The 18,693-nt window shown below is 74.2% G+C and carries 14 protein-coding genes; 11 read left to right on the top strand and 3 right to left on the bottom strand.

What is annotated here, in order from left to right; translation table 11 throughout:
• Positions 1-2 precede the first annotated feature (2 nt).
• Positions 3-551 (bottom strand): hypothetical protein, encoded by a 549-nt coding sequence (locus AB0C33_RS29075; protein ID WP_358293502.1) that lies wholly within the window; start codon positions 549-551, stop codon positions 3-5.
• Positions 552-736: 185 nt separating this feature from the next.
• Between AB0C33_RS29075 and AB0C33_RS29070 the strand changes: the two genes are divergently transcribed.
• The 4 genes from AB0C33_RS29070 (at position 737) to AB0C33_RS29055 (ending at position 4,126) form a co-directional block, all read left to right on the top strand.
• On the top strand, positions 737-1,693 hold the full coding sequence (locus tag AB0C33_RS29070; RefSeq protein ID WP_358293501.1) for an NAD-dependent epimerase/dehydratase family protein: 957 nt from the start codon (positions 737-739) through the stop codon (positions 1,691-1,693).
• 52 nt (positions 1,694-1,745) lie between these two features.
• Positions 1,746-2,315: a hypothetical protein gene (locus AB0C33_RS29065; RefSeq protein ID WP_358293500.1), complete on the top strand. Its 570-nt coding sequence runs from the start codon at positions 1,746-1,748 to the stop codon at positions 2,313-2,315.
• 2 nt (positions 2,316-2,317) lie between these two features.
• On the top strand, positions 2,318-2,776 hold the full coding sequence (locus AB0C33_RS29060; protein ID WP_358293499.1) for a hypothetical protein: 459 nt from the start codon (positions 2,318-2,320) through the stop codon (positions 2,774-2,776).
• A 156-nt stretch (positions 2,777-2,932) separates the two neighbouring features.
• Positions 2,933-4,126 (top strand): NAD(P)/FAD-dependent oxidoreductase, encoded by a 1,194-nt coding sequence (locus tag AB0C33_RS29055; protein WP_358293498.1) that lies wholly within the window; start codon positions 2,933-2,935, stop codon positions 4,124-4,126.
• 169 nt (positions 4,127-4,295) lie between these two features.
• On the opposite strand, the gene AB0C33_RS29050 is transcribed toward AB0C33_RS29055, so the two are convergent.
• Positions 4,296-6,143: a S8 family serine peptidase gene (locus AB0C33_RS29050; RefSeq protein WP_358293497.1), complete on the bottom strand. Its 1,848-nt coding sequence runs from the start codon at positions 6,141-6,143 to the stop codon at positions 4,296-4,298.
• A gap of 220 nt (positions 6,144-6,363) precedes the next feature.
• Here AB0C33_RS29050 and AB0C33_RS29045 point away from each other — a divergent pair, with 220 nt between their 5' ends.
• The 7 genes from AB0C33_RS29045 (at position 6,364) to AB0C33_RS29015 (ending at position 17,050) form a co-directional block, all read left to right on the top strand.
• Positions 6,364-7,752: a serine hydrolase domain-containing protein gene (locus AB0C33_RS29045; protein WP_358293495.1), complete on the top strand. Its 1,389-nt coding sequence runs from the start codon at positions 6,364-6,366 to the stop codon at positions 7,750-7,752.
• A gap of 195 nt (positions 7,753-7,947) precedes the next feature.
• Positions 7,948-10,008, top strand: coding sequence for an ABC transporter ATP-binding protein (locus tag AB0C33_RS29040; RefSeq protein ID WP_358293493.1), 2,061 nt, complete (start codon positions 7,948-7,950; stop codon positions 10,006-10,008).
• The gene (locus AB0C33_RS29035; RefSeq protein ID WP_358293491.1) at positions 10,005-10,955 is read left to right on the top strand and encodes an ABC transporter permease; all 951 of its coding nucleotides are present in this window, start codon (positions 10,005-10,007) and stop codon (positions 10,953-10,955) included. Before AB0C33_RS29040 ends, AB0C33_RS29035 begins: the two co-directional genes overlap by 4 nt.
• Positions 10,952-11,839, top strand: coding sequence for an ABC transporter permease (locus AB0C33_RS29030; RefSeq protein ID WP_358293489.1), 888 nt, complete (start codon positions 10,952-10,954; stop codon positions 11,837-11,839). Before AB0C33_RS29035 ends, AB0C33_RS29030 begins: the two co-directional genes overlap by 4 nt.
• A 44-nt stretch (positions 11,840-11,883) precedes the next feature.
• The gene (locus AB0C33_RS29025) at positions 11,884-13,746 is read left to right on the top strand and encodes an ABC transporter substrate-binding protein (protein ID WP_358293488.1); all 1,863 of its coding nucleotides are present in this window, start codon (positions 11,884-11,886) and stop codon (positions 13,744-13,746) included.
• Entirely contained in the window at positions 13,743-14,966 is a 1,224-nt protein-coding gene (locus tag AB0C33_RS29020; RefSeq protein WP_358293487.1) for an erythromycin esterase family protein, read from the top strand. The genes AB0C33_RS29025 and AB0C33_RS29020 overlap by 4 nt, the downstream gene beginning before the upstream one ends.
• The gene (locus AB0C33_RS29015) at positions 14,963-17,050 is read left to right on the top strand and encodes a prolyl oligopeptidase family serine peptidase (protein WP_358293486.1); all 2,088 of its coding nucleotides are present in this window, start codon (positions 14,963-14,965) and stop codon (positions 17,048-17,050) included. Before AB0C33_RS29020 ends, AB0C33_RS29015 begins: the two co-directional genes overlap by 4 nt.
• Here the strand turns inward: AB0C33_RS29015 and AB0C33_RS29010 are convergent.
• Positions 17,028-18,689 (bottom strand): helix-turn-helix domain-containing protein, encoded by a 1,662-nt coding sequence (locus AB0C33_RS29010; RefSeq protein ID WP_358293485.1) that lies wholly within the window; start codon positions 18,687-18,689, stop codon positions 17,028-17,030. The two genes, AB0C33_RS29015 and AB0C33_RS29010, sit on opposite strands and share 23 nt — an antisense overlap.
• Positions 18,690-18,693: the final 4 nt, after the last annotated feature.

The raw sequence follows: 18,693 nt of genomic DNA, 5'->3' as shown, positions 1-18,693 counted from the left end.
GGTCAGGGCCGCGGGTCGATGAGGGCCGCGGCGAGCAGCGTGTTCACGCGCTGGGCCAGCTCCTCGGGCATCCCCGCCGCCAGCACGATCTCGGCCGCCTGCGCGCCGATCGCCGCCGCCTCCACCGCGCTGACCCTGGGCAACGGCGTGCGCTCGCCCTGCGGGGCGACGGCCGAGGTCAGCGCCCTGCGACGGCGGCGCGCCCGCCACCGGGCCCGCAGCCGGTCGACCCGTTCGGTCGTCATGCCCGTCAGCACCTCGCAGGCCACGCCGTTGAGCAGGGTCAGGACCACGCCGAGCACGAGCTGCATGCCCTCGCCCGCGTCGAAGCCGGTGGGCTGGTCGCGTTCGCGTCCGCGCAGCGTGGCGCGGACCGCGCGTCTGCGGGCGGCCGGGTTGCCGAAGAAGTCGGCGCAGGCCAGGGGCAGGAAGCGCACGTCCTCGGGGGCCACGTCGAGCAGGATCGTCCGGGCGGCCTCTTCGATGGTCGGCGCCGTACGACGGGAGTCGCCGCCGGAAATGCCGGGTTCTGGGGAGCCTGGTTCGGGCATGTCTCCTCGCCTGACTTGAACTGAGTCCCCGAATCACCCCTATGAGAGCATGTCCGCCGCTCTGCGGATACATGACCGCTGAAGGCGATCGGCCCCCTTCCGCGGACGTCCCGCCGCCGGGGGAGTGTTGCGCTGGAAGTGAAGAGCGGGGGTCCGGACGGGCCGGGTGGGCCAGGATGGCAGGCATGCGGACACTTGTTCTCGGCGGCACGAGGTTTCTGTCCAGGGAGATCGCGCGGCAGGCCCGCGACCGCGGGCACGAGGTGGTGTGCGCGGCGCGCGGCGTGGCCGGCGAGCCGCCCTCGGGCGTGGAGTTCGTCCGGGTCGACCGGGCCGAAGACGACGGGCTCGCGCCGCTGAAGGGGGCCTTCGACCTGGTCGTCGACGTCGCCAGGCTGCCCAGCCAGGTGCGGCGCGCGGTCACGGAGCTGGCGGGCCGGGCCGGTCACTACACGTTCGTGTCGTCGTGCAGCGTCTACTCCGACGCGACCCGGGTCGATCAGGTGCTGCACGACCCGTTGCCCGCCGGAGCCGACGAGAGCGACCCGGAGAACTACGGGCCGGCCAAGGTGGCGTGCGAGCAGATCCTCGGCGACGGCGCCCTGCACGTACGGGCCGGGCTGATCGTCGGCCCCGAGGACCAGTCCGACCGGTTCACCTACTGGGTCGAGCGGCTGGCGCGCGGCGGCCGCGTGCTGGCTCCCGGCTCGCCCGGCGATCTGGTGCAGCTCGTCGACGTACGCGATCTCGCGGCCTGGACGCTCGACGCGGCCCAGGCCGGGCTGACCGGCCCTTACGACGGCATCTCCATGCCCTTCACCAGGGGGGAGATGCTGGCGGGCATCGCCGAGGGGCTGGCGGTGGCGCCGGAGCTCGTCTGGGCGGGCCAGGAGTTCCTCACCGGGCACAAGGTCGAGCCGTGGGCCGGGCCGCGTTCGCTGCCGCTGTGGTTGCCGTTGCCGGAATACGCCGGGTTCATGGCCCGGGACACCTCCGCCACGCTGGCCGCCGGGCTGCGCATCCGCCCGGTCGCCGACACCGCCCGCGACACGCTCGCCTGGCTACGCGCCTCTGGCCACCAGGTGACCCGCGCCGGCCTCACCACCGACGAAGAATCCGAACTCCTCCACCTACTTCCCTGACCCCCGACCCCCGGCCGCTCGCGGGGGCGCCGTGGCCGGGATCATGGACGGTGTGTTGCGCGTGGCGATGAACGACTCCGCGGCCGGTCTGCTCGGTGTGCCGGGCGGCCCGGCCCTGCCGGCACCGCCGGGCGGCCTCGCTCCCGGCCTGCGGGAACGGGTGGCCCAGGGGCTGGTCCGGCGGGGTGAGGTGCTCGGCTGGGCCGCCTCGACGGACGGCGCCGAACGTGCCCCCGCGCCCTTCCACGACCTCACCGGCTGGGAGTGCGACCGGAGTTCTGTGCATCTGGAGGACTTCGTCCCGGTCGAGGTCGTCACCGTCGATCACGCGCCGGTGATCGGCGACGACGGCCAGCGCGTGCTGCTGCTGCACGGCGTGGCGCTCGCCCTGGAGGTCGTCCGGCTCGCCCGCGCCCTGCACCCGCGCGGCCCGGTGCGCTGCGTCGTGACCGCGAACGAGACCAGCGCGACGTTCCGGTTCCACCAGATCAGGCCGGGCGAGAGCTGGAACGCCGCTGACCTGGACGGGTACGCCGGCGACAAGGTGATCGTGGTCGATCGGGGGCCGTTCGCCGCACTCCAGGAGCATCCGGACGTGCCGGGCGCCGCGTACGATTCCTGATCGTGTCGATGAGGTTGAACCTCGCGAAGATCGAGGCCGCGCTGCTGGAGTCCGTACGGGCCGACCCCGCCCTCATCGGGGCCGTCCTTGAGGGCCGGTCGCGCGGTCTCCCTCCAGAGACGGACGTGTTCGCGGACGACCACCGCTCGCTCACCGCCATCGCCGAGGGACGCGCCGAGGCCGAGCACGGCACCGCGCGATGGGGGCAGTGCTTCCCCTGGCTGGCGGCGGCCACCGGCGAGGACGGCGCGAACGACGTGGCCGGGTGCGAGGTCGGCTATGGTCCGCCGTTCGCGCTGGATCCCGATCAGGTGGCGGCGGTCGCGCGGGGCCTGGCCGAGGAGGGGTGGAGGTTCGGCGCCGGTCACGCGGGCGGGACGTACGAAGGGCTGGAGGCGCTGGCGCCGTTCTACGCGGCGGCGGCCCGCGAGGGCAAGGCGGTCGTGGGGGCGGTGCGCTGACGTCCTTCGCCCGTGGGCGCGATGCTCGGCCCTGACTGCCGGCCTCGGGCCTCTGTGTGAACGTGCGGCCGGTGGTGTGGTGGGGGTGTGCAGGTTGGGGGCGGGTACCGTGCAGACTGCCCCTTGGGTGGTGGTTCGGGCCTAACGTCCCGGAATATGCAGACAGTGGACGTTCTGGTGGTGGGGGCGGGGCTGGCCGGGTTGAGCACCGCCCGCCTGCTGGCCCGGCGGGGGCTGAACGTCATGGTCGTCGATCGCCGCAGGTCGTTGTCGGCCGGCGTCCGGACCACCGGGATCTTCGTACGCCGCACGCTCGACGACTTCGACCTGCCCGGCCACCTGCTCGGGCCCGGTGTCCGGGACGTCCTGCTGTATCCGCCGTCGCGGCGCTCGCCGATCCGGCTCACCAGCGACCGGGACGAGTTCCGGGTGGCCGACATGGCCGCCGTCTACGAGCACGCCCGCCGCGCGGCGGAGTCGGCCGGCGCCCGCGTCCTGCTGGGCGTCCGGTACACGGGCAGCTCATCGGGCCTCGTACGCCTGGAGCGCACAAGCCGCGCCGAGGGCGTGGACGGCGTGGACGGCGTTGTGGGGGTTGTGGGGGTGGAGGTGATGGGGGTCAGGTTCGTCGTGGGGGCGGATGGGGCGCGGTCGCGGGTGGCGCGTGACCTCGGTCTCGACGTCAACCGGCGCTTTCTCGTCGGCGCCGAGATCGTCCATGCCGTCGCGCCGGGTTCGGGCGTTCCGGCGTTCCACTGCGTGCTGGATCCCCGGGTGGCTCCGGGGTACCTCGGGTGGGTGGTGGACGACGGGCGGCACGCCCATGTGGGGGTCGCGGGGGAGCCGGGGGCGATGCGGGCCGGCGTCCGCCGTCTGCTGGACGCCTTCGCCGCCGACGCGCCCGGTCGCGCGACGCCCGTCGGGCCGGTCGAGCGCCGGGGAGGCCCGATCCCGGTCGGGGGCGTGCTGCGGCGACTGGCGTGCCCGGACGGGCTGCTGGTCGGGGACGCGGCGGGCGCGGTGTCGCCCCTGACGGCCGGTGGGCTGGACCCTTGCCTGCGGATGTCCGAGCTGGCCGCGTCGGTGATCGCCGACCATCTGCGTACCGGTGACCGAGAGGTGCTGAAGCGGTACGACGGGGCCGCGCTGCGGGCCCGGTTCCGGGGCCGGTTGTTGCTGCGGCGGCTGTCGGCGGGGATCCGGTCGCCGGTCGCGGCGGAGGCCGCGGTGACCGTCCTGCGCACCCGTCCTGGCCGGGCGCTGGCGGCGCGGATCCTGTTCGGCGACGGCTCCTTCCCCGAGCTCGAACCCCGGCTCGCGGCGGGAGTGGGCACGGTCCGGCGACCCTGACGATCTCCGGCGGGTCAGGCTCGTGAGCGGCCGCGGCGGGGCCGGGCGCGGCGTGCCCGAGATCGGGTCGGCACGCGGACGGGGGAGCGCGATCCCGTGTGGGAGAACGTGGGAGGCCGGAGAACGGGGGGCGACCCCGTGCGGGGCACGGGGTCGCGGAGGTGTGGGGCTACGGCTTGGTGTAGCCGCCCGTGTAGGCGCCGCTTCCGCTGTACGCGTACACGCGGATGCGGTAGGTGCCCGCCGTGCCGTTGTAGGTCAGCGACTCGTCAGGTCCGCTGCCCGCGCTGCTGGCCACCGTGGTCCAGCCGAGGATGCCCTGCTTCTGCAGGTACAGGTCGAAGTCCACGCCGGAGGGCCCGTCGAGGCACGCCCGGTGCGTCCCGGCGGCGGCCGTGTAGCCGGAGCTGTTCGGGTAGTACACGTTCTGCCCGCTGGTCAGGTTGCCGGAGAACGGCGTCTGGTAGCCGGTGCAGTTCCCGGGGGTGGTCCCGACCGTGATGCTCTTGCTGGTGGAGTTCGTGGCCCCGCCGTTGTCGGTCACGGTGAGGGCCACGGTGTACGTGCCCGCGGCGGCGTAGGTGTGCGACACGGTCGCGCCGCTGCCGGTGGAGCCGTCGCCGAAGGTCCACGCGTAGGAGGCGATGCTGCCGTCCGGGTCGCTGGAGCCGGAGCCGTTGAACGAGCACGCCCGCGTGGTGTTGTCGCACGACTGGGTGAAGCTGGCCGCCGGCGGCTGGTTGCCACCGGTCGTCGGCGGGTACTGCGTTGCGTCGTGCACGTCGAGCAGCGGCTCCTTGACCCCGTCGCTGGCGTCGTCGGTCCAGTTGAGGTTGCCCGTGGCCTTGAGCTTGTCCCGTACGGCCAGCGCCCCCGCCCGGGTGGTGGGCTTGTTCGAGCCGCTGGTCAGCACGGCCGCGGCGCCCGCGACGTGCGGGCTGGCCATGGAGGTGCCGCTGATGGTGTTGTAGCCGCCGTTCATCCACGTGGAGTAGATGCAGGTGCCGGGGGCGGCGACCTCGACCGTGGTGCCGTAGTTGGAGAACCAGGCGAGGGTGTCGTCGGTGTCGGTCGCGCCGTCGGTGCGGCACGGCACGGTGATCGTGCCGACCAGGCCGCCGGGCTGGCCGTCGAAGTCGGTCACGGCCGAGACGGTGACGACGTCGGGGTGGTTGGCGGGGAAGAAGCCGGAGGCGTCGGCCGAGCTGTTGCCGGCGGCCACGACGACGACGATGCCCGCGTTGGTGGCGTTCGTGATCGCGTTGCTGATCGCGGAGCTGCTGCAGCCCTGGCAGCCGAGGCTCAGGTTGATGACCTCGATCGTGCTCGCCCTGGCCACGACCCAGTCGAGACCGGCGGCGATGCCGGCCAGCGTGCCGGAGCCCGCCGAGTTGAGCACCTTGACGGCGTGGATGCGGGCGCCGGGGGCGACGCCGACCGCGCCGACGGAGTTGTCGATGGCGCCGATCGTGCCGGCCACGTGGCTGCCGTGCCCGTTGTCGTCGTCGCCGGTGCCCGAGCAGACGCCGCTGGTGCAGTTGGTGCTGGCCACCACGTTCAGGTCGGGGTGGTCGAGGTCGACGCCGGTGTCCACGACCGCCGCGTCCACGTCGACGCGGACGTCGTCGGTGCCGTCGATGTCGAGGTTGATGTTCTGGTCGGCGTAGATGCGCTTGATGCCGCTCGGTACGGTCTGCGCGAAGGCGTGCACCTCGTGGTCGGGCTCGACGGTGAGCACACCGGGATCGCCCTTCAGCTTGGCGGCCTCCTCGGGGGTGAAGAGGGCCGAGTAGCCGTTGAAGGCGTACCGGTAGGTTCCCACCAGCACGCCCTTGTGCGCCGTGACCTGCTGCTGCGCCTCGTTCGCCACCTGCGCCCGCGACACGCCAGAGAGCTGGACGATGTAGCGCTGCTGGCCGGCGGCGGCCGGGGAGTCGGCCTCGGCGGCGGTGGCCCAGCCGGACAGTGCCAGGCAGACGCCGGAGGCCAGGGCTAACAGGGTTGAGATTCGACGCATGGAAACGCCTTTCTCCGGGGGTGACATGAGCTGTGCTCATGCGGCTTGTGAGCGGAACATCGCATATGACAGCGAGTCAGGCAATACTGAAATATCTGTCATAGATCACATCGGTCTGGGTCGTTCCGACGAAGAACCGGGGCCGTCATAGTGGCGGTGGACGAACCGGGCGGTCCCCGCCGGCTCTAGGGTCGGGCGGAGTCGACCAGAGGGGACACCGGTGCCGGAGCTGGAGGAGATCGATGCGTGGCTGCGTCACCGGCTGGCGGGACTGCTCGCCGAGAACCAGGTGCCCGGGGCCGCCGTCGCGGTCCACGCGGGCGGCCGGACGGTCGAGGTCGCGGCCGGGACGCTGAGCACGGCGACGGGCGTCGAGGCGACCCCCGGCTCCCTGTTCCAGATCGGCTCGATCACCAAGGTGCTGACCGCGACGCTGGCCATGCAACTGGCCGACGAGGGCCTGCTCGACCTGGACGCGCCCGTGCGCGACCGCCTCCCGGCGTTCCGGATCGGCGACGAGCGGGCCGCCCGGCGGATCACCCCGCGCCAGCTCATGTGCCACGTCGCGGGCTTCGAGGGGGACGTCTTCACCGACACCGGCAAGGGCGACGACTGCGTCGAACGGTTCCTGGACGTCCTGCACGACGTGCCGCAGCTGTTCGAGCCCGGCGAGATGTTCTCCTACAACAACGCCGGCTACTGCGTGCTGGGCCGGATCATCGAGGTCGTGCGGGGCAAGCCGTTCGACGCGTGCCTGCGCGACCACCTGCTCACGCCGCTCGGCATGACCCACGCCGCCTGCGACCCGTACGAGGCGATCGTGCACCGCACGGCGGTCGGCCACGTCCAGCGCACGCCGGACGGCCCCTACCGCCCGACCCCGGTGTGGGCGCTGGCCCGCTCGAACGCGCCCGCCGGGTCGATGCTGGCGATGCCGCCGCGTGACCTGCTGGCCTTCGCCCGCATGCACCTCGCCGGCGGCACCGGCCCGGACGGAGCCCGCGTGCTGAGCGCGGCGAGCGTCGCGGAGATGCGGCGGCCGCAGGTCAGGCTGCCCGACTTCGCCCAGGGCACGGCCTGGGGCCTGGGCTGGGAGCTCTTCGACCGGCCCGGCGGCGCGGTCTTCGGCCACGACGGCAGCACCGTCGGCCAGGCGGCGTGCCTGCGCGTGGCGCCAGCGCGCGACGTGGCCGTGGTCGTCGTCGCCAACGGCGGGCGGACGCGGCCCGTGTTCGCCGAGATCACCGGCCGCGTGCTGGGCGAGCTGGCCGGGGTCGAGGTGCCCGCGCCCCCCGCGCCCGGCCCGGCCCCCGTCCCGCCCGCGAACGCGGCCCGGTACGCCGGCACGTACACGTCGAGCACCTGCGAGACGGAGGTGACCCTGGACGGCGCCGGGCGGCTGTGGCTGCGCCGGACGCCCGTGGGCATCACCGCCGACCTGGACGAGGTGCCGTACCGCACCGAGCTGGCCGCCTGGCGCGACGACGTGCTGATCCCCCTCGAACCCGAGCGCGGCGCGCACGCCCCGATCGCCTTCCTCGGCGACGACGGGACCGGCCGCGCCCTCTACCTGCACGACGGCCGCGCCGACCGCCGCACGTCCGGCTGACCCCGCGAGGACGGCCCGCCCGCGCACAGCGCCGGCGGGCCGTTCTCATGCCCGCCCCCGGTCTCCGCACCGCGCTGATCAGTGCTGATCAGTGCTGATCAGTGCTGATCAGTTGGTCCGCCCGGACGAACCCCGGCCCCAACGTTCGATGTCCGCGACGAACACCGCCGGGGACGCGGGTCCCACTATCGTCGGATGGATTTGGAGAGCGATCGCGTGCTGGCGATCCAGGATCTGTCGGTCGAGATCCGGCGCGGCGACAGGGTCGTCCGCCCGGTCTCGGACGTCAGTCTGGTGCTGAACCGCGGCGAGACCCTGGGGATCGTCGGCGAGACCGGGTCCGGCAAGTCCATGACCGGTCTCGCGATCATGGGCATGCTGCCGGTCGGCGGCCGGGTGACCGACGGCTCGATCGACTTCGGCGGCGAGGAGCTGGTCGGCCTGCCCGCCGCGCGCTACCGGGCCCTGCGCGGCAACGAGATCGCGATGGTGTTCCAGGACTCGCTGACGGCGCTGAACCCGACCCGGCGCATCGGCGAGCAGGTCGCCGAGCCGGTCCGGCTGCACCACGGAGCCTCCAGGCGGGCCGCCCGCGACCGCGCCGCCGAGGTGCTCGCCCTGGTCGGCCTGCCCCGCCCGGCCGAGCGCATGGACGACTACCCGCACCAGCTCTCCGGCGGCATGCGGCAGCGCGTGATGATCGCGATGGCGCTGGCCTGCGAGCCGCGGGTCGTCATCGCCGACGAGCCCACCACGGCGCTCGACGTCACCATCCAGGCCGAGATCCTCGACCTCCTGGACGGCCTGCGCTCCCGGCTCGGCATGTCGATGATCCTCATCACCCACGACATGGGCGTCATCGCCCGGCACGCCGACCGCGTCGGCGTCATGTACGCCGGCCGCCTGGCCGAGACCGCCCCCACCCCCGTGCTCTTCGCCCGGACCCGGCACCGCTACACGCACGCGCTGCTGGCCTCGATCCCCTCGCTCACCCACGACCGGGACGAGCGGCTGTTCAGCATCCCCGGCGCGCCGCCCGACCTGACCGCGGCCGGGCCCGGCTGCCCGTTCGCGCCGCGCTGCGACGCCGCCACCGACCGGTGCCGCGAAGAGCGTCCGGCCCCCGCCGTCGAGGACGACGGGCACGTCCACGCCTGCCACCACCCGGCCACCGGACCGGCCGACCGGGTCCAGAGCCGCTTCCGCACCCGACCGGTGGAGCCCGCGGCGTCTGCGGAGCGCGCGCCGCGGCTGCGCGTCGTCGACCTCAGGCGCGAGTACCCGGTCGGCGGCAGGGGCCTGTTCGGCGCGCGCCGCACCCTCAAGGCGGTCTCCGGCGTGAGCTTCGAGGTCGCGGCGGGGGAGACGTTCGGGCTGGTCGGCGAGTCGGGGTGCGGGAAGTCCACCCTGGGCAGGATGCTCGTCGCCCTCGACCGGCCCACCTCCGGCGAGGTGATCTTCGACGGCGAGCCGGTCAGCCGGATGGGCGCGCGGGCGCTCGGCCCGCGCCGGAGCCGGCTGCAGATGATGTTCCAGGACTCCGGCGCCGCCCTCGACCCGCGCATGCGCATCGGCACGATCCTGCGCGAGCCGCTGGCGATCCAGGGCGCGGGCGACCGCGCCCACCGCACGGCCCGCGCCCGCGAGCTGCTGCGGGACGTCGGCCTTCCCGCGGGCGTCATGGAGCGCTACCCCCACGAGCTGTCCGGCGGGCAGCGGCAGCGGGTGAACCTGGCCCGCGCTCTGGCCCTGGACCCGGCGGTGCTGGTCGCCGACGAGCCGGTCAGCGCCCTGGACGTGTCCATCCGCTCCCAGGTGCTCAACCTCATGCGCGCCGTCCAGCTCGAACGCGGCCTCAGCAGCGTGGTGATCTCGCACGACCTCGCCGTCGTGCGGTACCTGGCCGACCGGGTCGGCGTCATGTACCTGGGCAAGCTGGTCGAGACCGGCACCACCGAAGAGGTGTACGGCGCCCCCGCCCACCCCTACACCGCCGGTCTGCTGGCCGCCGTCCCCGACGCGGACCCGCAGGCCCGGCAGCCGCGCGGCGAACGCGTACGCGGCGAGCTGCCGAGCCCGATCGACCCGCCCAGCGGCTGCCGCTTCCGCACCCGCTGCGCCCTGGCCGACGACCTGTGCGCCCAGGCCGAGCCCCTTCCGCGGCCGGTCACCGGCAGCCACCAGGTCGCCTGCCACCACCCGCTCCAGCCGCTCGAACCCGCGGCCACCCCGCTGAAGGGAGCCTCCCGGTCATGACCTGGTACGTCGTCCGGCGCCTGGCGATCTCGGTCGTCGTCCTGCTCGGCATCTCCGCGGTGGTGTTCCTGCTGCTGCACCTCGTCTCGGACAGCCCCGGGCGGGTGGTCCTGGGGCAGCGCGCCTCGCCCGAGGCGGTCGCCGACTTCAACCGGCAGCACGGGTACGACCGCCCGGTCCTCGCCCAGTACGTCGGCTACCTGGGCCAGCTCGCCCGGGGAGACCTGGGCAGGTCGTACAAGCTGAACGAGAACGTGGCCACCCTGCTCGGGCAGAACGCCGGCCGCAGCGCGATGCTCTCGGCGGCCGGCCTGGCGGTGGCGCTGGTGATCGCCGTGCCGCTCGGCGTGCTGCAGGCGGTCCGGCGCAACAGCGTCGCCGACCGGCTGCTCACGGCGGTCTCGTACGTGCTCTACGCGACGCCGTCGTTCCTGCTCGGGCTGATCCTCATCGCCGTCTTCAGCCAGGCGCTGCCGATCTTCCCGGCGGAGGCGTCCCAGTCGCACTCGCCCTGGGTCGTCCTCACCGATCCGCGGGCGATGGCGCTGCCGGTCATCACGCTGGCCGCGGCGAGCGTCGCGGTCTTCGCGCAGTACCAGCGCTCCTCGGCCCTGGACCAGCTCGGCCAGGACTACATCCGGGTGGCGCGGGCCAAGGGGCTGCCCGAGCGGCTGATCCTGCTGCGCCACCTGCTGCGCAACGCCTGCCTGCCGCTGGTCACCCTGGTCGGCACGCTCATCCCCACCCTCCTGGCGGGCAACCTGATCGTCGAGTCGCTGTTCAACTATCCCGGCCTCGGCCTGCTGTTCCTCAACAGCCTGCAACGCGAGGACTATCCGGTGCTGCTCGCCTACACCCTCGTCGGGGGCGTCCTGACCGTGGCCGGCAACTTCGTCGCCGACCTCGTGGTCGCCGCCGCCGACCGCCGAATCGAGCTGACGAAATGACCACACAGAACGTGGAGGCCCGGCCCGAGGCCGAGGCCGTCCCGGCGCGGAGCCGGCGCTCGGTGCTGCGCGGGCTGCGGCGCAGCCCGCTCGGCCTGACCGGCGGCCTGCTCCTGCTGCTGATCGCCGGGTTCTGCTTCCTCGGGCCGCTGCTCCACCCCACCAACCAGATCGACGTGGACCTGGTCAACGCGGCCCTGCCGCCCGGCCCCGGCCATCCGCTCGGCACGGACGCCAACGGCTTCGACGTGCTCGGCCGGCTGATGGCCGGCGGCCGCCTGTCGCTGCAGATCGGCCTGCTCGCCGCCCTGTTCGCCACCGCGATCGGCACCCTGTACGGCGCGGTCGCCGGCCTGGCCGGCGGCGTCGTGGACGGCTTCCTCATGCGCCTGGTCGACGTCATGCTCTCGGTGCCGTTCCTGTTCTTCGTCCTGATCCTGTCGGCCCGCTTCCACGCCGACGCGCTGTCGCTGAGCCTGGTCATCGGCGGGTTCTCCTGGCTGGTCTCCGCCCGGTTGGTCCGCGGCGAGGTGCTGACGCTGCGGGTGCGGGAGTTCGTGCTGGCCGCGCGGGTGATGGGCGCCTCCCGCCGGCGGCTCATCCTCACCCACCTGATCCCGAACGCGCTCGGCGTGATCATCGTCAACATCACCTTCCAGGTCGCCGACGCGATCCTGGTCGTGGCGGCGCTGGGCTTCCTCGGGTTCGGGCTGACGTACCCGACCGAGGACTGGGGCAGCCAGCTCGCCGGCGGCGTCGCCTACATCTCGGCCGACTACTGGTGGCTGATCTACCCGGTCGGGGGCTGCATCGTCCTGACGGTGCTGGCGCTCAACCTGCTCGCCGACGCCCTGCGCGACGCCGTCGGGCGGCAGGCCGACTGATGGAACCGTCGCGCATCTTCACCCCCACATGTAGGGAGCCTGCAATGACGCACGTGTCCGGACAGCGGCGAGCACGCCTGGCGGTGGCGCTCGCCGCCGCGGTGGCGGTGCTCGCCACAGCGTGCACCGGCGGCGGGGGCGCCGCGAAGGACCCCGCCGCGGGGTACGCCAGCCAGCCGGCGCAGTCGGGCAAGCCCAAGGACGGCGGCACGGTCACCGTCGCGCTGACCCCCGGCCTCAGCCCGAACTACATCTACCCCTACCCGCCGGCCGCCGCCAACGGGACCGTCATCGCCCGCGGCCTGATGTGGCGCTCCCTCTACCGGCCCAGCGGCGAGGGCGACCAGGTGGCCGACGCCGAGCTGAGCCTGGCCGAGCCGCCCGCCTACAGCACCGACCGCAAGACCGTGACCATCAAGATGAAGGACTACAAGTGGTCCGACGGCAACCCGGTCACCGCCGGTGACGTCGTCTTCTCCCTGACGCTGCTCAAGGCGGCGCTCGCGGAGAGCCCGGCCAACTGGAGCTTCTACACCCCGGGCCAGTTCCCCGACGGGGTCACCGCCAAGGCCGCCGCGCCCGACACGCTGACCCTCGAACTGGAGACGGCGTACAACCCGTCGTACCTGATGTCGATGCTGACGCTGCTGTACGTGATGCCGTCCAAGGCGTGGGACATCGACCGCGCGGGCGGCCCGCACCTCGACTACACCAAGCCGAAGAACGCCACGGCGATCTACAAGTACCTCACCAAGGAGTCGGAGTCGCAGTCCACGTTCGCCACGAACCCGCTGTGGCAGGTGGTGAACGGCCCGTTCCGGCTCAAGAGCTTCGACCCGACGACCGGCTCGTTCTCGCTGGCGCCCAACGAGTCCTACAGCGGGCCCGGCGACTCGCGGCTCGACCAGGTCGACTTCAAGGCGTTCACCTCGGCCGCCGCGGTGCTCAACCAGTTCAAGGCGGGGAACCTGACCGTCGGCACGCTCGACTCCAGCTTCATCACGCAGATCGGCGCGCTGAAGGCCAAGGGGTTCAACGTCTACGGCGCGCCCGCGCCCGCCCGCTTCGACGCGCTGACCATCAACTTCGGCAACACCGTGAACGGCTTCGACAAGATCATCGCCCAGCCGTACGTCCGGCAGGCCCTCCAGCGCCTGATCGACCAGCCGGGGTACATCGCCGGCCGGGGCATCTACAACGGCGCCGGCTCGCCCAACTACAGCACCGCGGGCAGCGGCTCGCCGTACCCGCCGGCGTTCGGCGACGCGCCGCCGTACCCGCACGACCCGGCGGCGGCGGCCAAGCTGCTCACCGACAACGGCTGGCAGGTGGTCCCGAACGGCTCCACCACCTGCGTGCGGCCCGGCACCGGTCAGGGCGAGTGCGGCGCCGGCATCCCGCGCGGCCAGGAGATCAGCTTCACCCTGGCCTCCGCGAACACCCCCGCCTACGTCGGCGCCCGGGACGTCGCCTTCGCCTCGGCGGCCAAGAAGCTCGGCGTCGAGGTCAAGATCGTCACCAAGTCCCTCACCTACATGTACGCCAACTACGGCAACACCTTCGCGCCCGCGAACAAGAACGAGTGGGCGATGCAGGACTACGGGCCGCTCTACCTGGCGGCCGGTTACCCCAGCAGCAACACGGTGTTCAACGCCAAGGGCAGCTTCAACCTGGGCGGCTACCGCGACGACGAGGTGGACCGGCTCATCGACGCCTCGACCTTCGGCGCCGACGCCGGGGCCCTGTCGGCCGAGGTGACCAGGATCGCCCAGGAGCTGCCCGTGCTGTTCTTCCCGACCCCGCACACCCTGGTCGTGTGGAAGGACACGCTGTCCGGCCCGCAGTCGTCGTTCCGGGCCCTGCTCAGCTACCTGTACACGCCCGAGCTCTGGTACTTCCACGCATGACGCCCGACGCCTTCGCCCGGCCGCTGCGCCACCTCGACCCGGCCGCCGCCGCCGACGCGGACGCCCGTACGCTGCGCGAGCTGGTCGGCGACGCCCGCGTGGTGGCCGTCGGCGAGGGGGCGCACAACGTCACCGAGTTCTACCGGCTCAAGGACCGGCTGTTCCGCATCCTCGTCCGCGAGCTGGGGTTCTCGGCGTTCGTGATGGAGTCCGGCTTCGCCGAGGGGCTGGCCGTGGACGCCTGGGTCCACGGCGGGCCCGGCGCGGCCGCGACGGTCGCCCGCGACGGCATCACCTACCGGTTCGGCGAGTGCGAGCCGATGCGGCGGCAGCTGCGCTGGATGCGCCGCCGCAACTCGGCGGGCCCGGCGCGGGTCTCCTTCTACGGCATGGACCTGCCCGGCTCGTCCACCTCGCCCGGCCCGGCGGTGCGCGCGTGCCTGGACCGCATGCCGGCCGGGCCGGGCGACGAGGAGCTGCTGATCCTGAGCGACCTCGGCGGCCGCACCGAGGCGGCGGTCCGGTACGCGGCCATGCCCGCGGCCGGCCGGGCCCGCCTGCTCGCGGGGCTGCGCGAGCTGGCCGGGCGCGCGCTCGGGTCGGCGGACCCGGTGCTGCGCCGGTGCGCGGCCTCCCTCCGGGCGTTCGCCGACGAGGCCGAGGCGGGGGAGGCCGGGCCGGCGGGCGCGCCCTATCCCCGGGACCGGTTCATGGCCGAGACCGTGGAATGGGTGCTCGAACGGGAGCAGCGGATCGTCGTCAGCGCCCACAACTCGCACGTCCGGCGCTCGCCCTTCCACGGCCGGCCGACGCTGGGCGGCCTGCTCGCCGGGTCCCTGGGAGACGGCCTGGTCGTCGTCGGCACGACCTACGGCTCCGGCCCGGAGGTGCGCTTCACGCAGCGCTCCCCGCGCCCGTTCGACTGCGACGTCTCGCTGGAGGCGCGCACCCTGCCCCCGAACTGCGTCGAGGCGCCGCTGGACCGCCTCGGCCCGCCCGTGACCGTCGTCGACCTGCGCCGCGCGCCGGGCGAGCTGTTCGACGGGATCGACGGCACGCTCGCCGGCGGCGGCCTCGACCCGGTGGACGACTTCCCGGCCGCCTACGACGCCCTGATCCACGTCCGCCGGGTCGGCCGGGTCCCCGGCGCGTTCGAACGGCTCCAGGCCGAGTTCGCCGCCGCCCGTCCTGCCCGTCCTGAATCGCCGGAGTTGTCGTGACCCTCTCCTATCCGCTCGCCTATCCGCCCGCGCGCACCGTCGAGGTCGTCGAGGACGTCGCGGGCGTCCGCGTGCCCGATCCGTACCGGTGGCTGGAGGAGGAGACGCCCGAGGTGCGGCGGTGGCAGCGGCGGCAGGCCGAGCTGGCCGCCGCCGTCGCCTACGACGGGCAGGACCCGGCGGCCGTCCGGGACCTGATCCTGGCCTTCGACGCCGGATCCCGCCCGGCCCTGCCCAGGCACGCGGCCGGCCGCTGGTTCCGCCCGGTCACCCCGCCCGGCGGGACGGCGTCCACCGTGGTCGTCGCCGACGAGCCCTACGGCCCCGGCAGGACGGTGGCCGACCTGGCGCGGTTCGGCGGCGCGCAGGACGCGGTGCTGTCCTGGCTGGCGCCCTCCCCGGACGGCCGCGTCCTGGCCCTCGGCGTGTGCACCGACGGCAGCGAGCACAACACCATCCGGCTCGTCGAGGTGGACACCGGCCGCACGCTCGACGCGCCCGGCCAGGTCCTGCACAGCGCGTGGGCCGGCGGCGTCTCCTGGACGCCCGACAGCGGCGGCTTCTCCTTCCTCGCGCTCACCGGCCCGCCGGAGGAGTTCCGGCAGGCCGTGTTCAGCCACCGCCTCGGGACGCCGGGGGAGACCGTCGTGGAGCCGATCCCGGTCCCGGCGGGCTCGCGGGAGTACACGCTCGTCCAGTTCTCCCCGGACGGCCGCTGGGCCGTGGCCGCGCACCGGGTGGGCAGCCCGATCCCGTGCGCCGTCCGCGACCTGTCCGTGCCCGGGGCCGCGTGGCGGCCCTTCGTCACCCGCTGCGCCGGCACGGTCGCCGGTCACGTCGTCGGCGACCGCTACGTGGCGGTGACCGACGTCGGCGCGCCGCGCGGCCGGGTGGTCGCCATCCCGCTCGACGCCGCCGACCCGGACGACCCGTCGGGATGGACGGAGCTGGTCCCCGAGGGCGAGACCGTGCTGCGCTCGCTCACGCCCGTCGGCGAGCACCTGTACCTCAGCGAGTTCGACCGGACGTTCGCCCGGGTGCGGATCCTCGACCGCGCGGGCGCCGTCGCCGGCGAGGTGCCGCTGCCCGGCCGGGGCGCGCTCGCCGCCCCCTTCTTCGCCCTGACCGCCCTGGCCACCGGCGTGCCCGCGGCCGACTTCGTCTTCGCCTTCTCCACGCTGACCAGCTCCTGGGGCGTCTACCGGCACCGGCCCGGCCAGGGCGCGCCGCACACCCTGTCGGCCCCGGCGGTCACGCTCGACGCCGAGGTGGAAGAGGGGCAGGCGGTGGCGGCCGACGGGGTCGCGGTGCCGTACCACGTGGTGCGCCCGGCCGGTCTCGGCCCGGACCGGCCGGCGCCGGTGCTCGTCTCGGCGTACGGGGCGGCCAACGTGCCCCTGCTTCCCCAGTACCAGCCGGACCTGGCCGCCTTCGTCGCCGCCGGGGGCGTGCTGGTGCAGGCGTACCTGCGCGGGGGCGGCGAGTTCGGCGGGGACTGGTACCGGGCCGCGCACCGGGAGCGGCGGCACGTCCGCGACTCCGACCTGGTGGCCGTCGCCGAGCACCTGATCGCCGAGGGCGTGACGGCCGCCGACCGGCTGGCGCTGACCGGCGGCTCCGACGGCGGGCTCATGTGCGGGATCGCCGTCACCAGCCGGCCCGAGCTGTGGCGGGCCGTCCTGCCGCGGGCGCCGCTGCTGGACCTGATCGGCGGCACCCGCGACCCGTACCTCGACTTCGTCATCCGCAAGGCGTGGGCGGACCCGGACGACCCCAAGGAGGTCCGGCGGCTGCTGCGGATGTCGCCGTACGAGCGGGTGCGCCCCGGGGTCTTCCCCGCGGTCTACCTCCAGGCCGGGGCGACGGACCCGCGCTGCCGTCCCTGGCACGCGCGCAAGTTCGCCGCCCGCCTCCAGGCGGCCCAGCAGGGGGACCAGCCCGTCCTGCTGCACGTCTTCGACGACGCCGGGCACGGCGCGGCCACCCCCCACGACGTGGCGGTCGCCCAGGACGCCGAATGGCTGGCCTTCCTCATCGGCACGCTCGGCCTGCGCGGCCCGGTCAGTCGTCCGGCGCGGACCTGATCGACATCAGGCGCAGCTGCAGCATGGCCGACAGGCGCGCGTCGGGGGAGCCGAGGTCGATCCGGCCCACCTCGGCCGCGCGCCGCAGCCGGTAGCGGAACGTGTTGGGATGCACGAACATCGCCGCGGCGGCCACCGAGACGTCGCCGAAGGCGTCGAGCCAGGCGTCCAGCGTCTCGACCAGGCTCGTCTGGTGCTCCTTGTCGTAGGCGACGACCCGGGCGATCGGCCCGCTGGGGACGTCGCCGCGCGGCACGAGGTCGGCCAGCTCCAGCAGCAGCGCGTCCACGTGCACGTCGTCCAGGCGGGCCACCTGCCGTCCGGCGCCGCCCGAGCGCAGCACGCGCAGCGCCCGGTCGGCGCCCGAACGCGAGCGGGCCAGGGCCGAGTTGTCCCCGGCCGGCCGGCCCACCCCGACCAGCGGGCGCAGACGGGAGCCGACCCGGGCCAGGAACTCGGTGGCCACCAGGACCGCGCGCTCGTCGGCGTCCTGCCGGTTCTGCGGCAGCGGCAGGATGCCGTAGGCGACGTCGCCGACCAGCGCGGCGGCGGCCCGCGGGTGCACGGCCGACAGGTGCATGGCGAAGGCGTCGGCGAGCCGCTTGCGCTCGGCGGCGAGCTGGGCGGGCAGCGGGCTCTCGCCCGCCGGGCCGACGACGGTGAGCGCCAGGACGACCGCGGGCTCGTCCTTCAGCCCCAGGCGGCGGGCGGCCTCCAGGGAGCCGGGCCCGCTCTCCAGCGCGGTGCCCAGCAGCTCGGCCCGCAGCCGCCGTTCCATGTCGGCGTCGGCGCGCTGCCACACCATGTGCATCGCGACCAGCTTGGACGCCTCGTAGAGCGCCTGGCTGCGCTCCTCGCCCAGCGGCTCGGGGACGACGACCCAGATCGTGCCGAGGATCTCGTCGCCGGCGCGCACGGCGATCGCCACCCGGGGCAGCGCGGGCGGCTGCCGGCCCTCGGGGTCGGGCAGGGGCGCCACGAAGACGGGCCGGTCGCTGCGGTAGATCGCCTGGAAGACGCCGCGTTCCTCCAGGATGCGGGTGTACTGCTCGGGGACCTGGCGGCCCAGGATCGTCCGCACGCGGGAGGTGTCGGTGTCCTCCTGGCGGCTGGAGAAGGCCAGCAGCCGCGAGTGGCGGTCCTCGATGGTGACGGGCGCGTCGAGCAGCGCGGCGATGGCGTTGGCCACGGCGAACAGGTCGCCGGACCCGATCCGGCCCGAGGCGTGGGCGTCGGGGCCGAGCCGGCCGCCGTCGGAGATCAGCTCGCGCAGCATGCCGGCCAGGTGCGTCCAGGACGCGCCGCGGGCGAAGGCCAGCACCGCCACGCCCGCCCGGCCCGCCGCCGCGACCAGCCGTTCGTCGGCGACGACGGGCGCGCGGACGACCAGCGCGGCGGCGCCGTGCCGCCCAAGCCGGGTCACGACCTGCGCGATCTCGGCCGGGTCGTGCAGGCCGACGCCGAGGACGAGCGCGTCGGCGGGCAGCTCGGGCTCGTCGAGCGGGTCGTGGATGACGACGCCGCCGATGTCGCGGGCGAGCCCGGCGTCGCCGCAGACGACCTGGAGCAGGGTGGTACCGAGTTCCTCCAGGACGCGGCCCAGGCTGGCACGCGGGAGGCCGGTCACGGGGACAAGCACGCTC

This window comes from Nonomuraea sp. NPDC048881, assembly GCF_040649795.1.
GTDB lineage: Bacteria > Actinomycetota > Actinomycetes > Streptosporangiales > Streptosporangiaceae > Nonomuraea.
Note: the sequence above shows the minus strand (reverse complement) of the source record. Positions and strands in the feature narration are given on the sequence as shown.

Coding starts and splice junctions, on each gene's coding strand:
- AB0C33_RS29035 (WP_358293491.1), top strand. CDS start 10,005: ATGACCTGGTACGTCGTCCGGCGCCTGGCGATCTCGGTCGTCGTCCTG.
- AB0C33_RS29070 (WP_358293501.1), top strand. CDS start 737: ATGCGGACACTTGTTCTCGGCGGCACGAGGTTTCTGTCCAGGGAGATC.
- AB0C33_RS29030 (WP_358293489.1), top strand. CDS start 10,952: ATGACCACACAGAACGTGGAGGCCCGGCCCGAGGCCGAGGCCGTCCCG.
- AB0C33_RS29075 (WP_358293502.1), bottom strand. CDS start 551: ATGCCCGAACCAGGCTCCCCAGAACCCGGCATTTCCGGCGGCGACTCC.
- AB0C33_RS29025 (WP_358293488.1), top strand. CDS start 11,884: ATGACGCACGTGTCCGGACAGCGGCGAGCACGCCTGGCGGTGGCGCTC.
- AB0C33_RS29020 (WP_358293487.1), top strand. CDS start 13,743: ATGACGCCCGACGCCTTCGCCCGGCCGCTGCGCCACCTCGACCCGGCC.
- AB0C33_RS29055 (WP_358293498.1), top strand. CDS start 2,933: ATGCAGACAGTGGACGTTCTGGTGGTGGGGGCGGGGCTGGCCGGGTTG.
- AB0C33_RS29050 (WP_358293497.1), bottom strand. CDS start 6,143: ATGCGTCGAATCTCAACCCTGTTAGCCCTGGCCTCCGGCGTCTGCCTG.
- AB0C33_RS29040 (WP_358293493.1), top strand. CDS start 7,948: ATGGATTTGGAGAGCGATCGCGTGCTGGCGATCCAGGATCTGTCGGTC.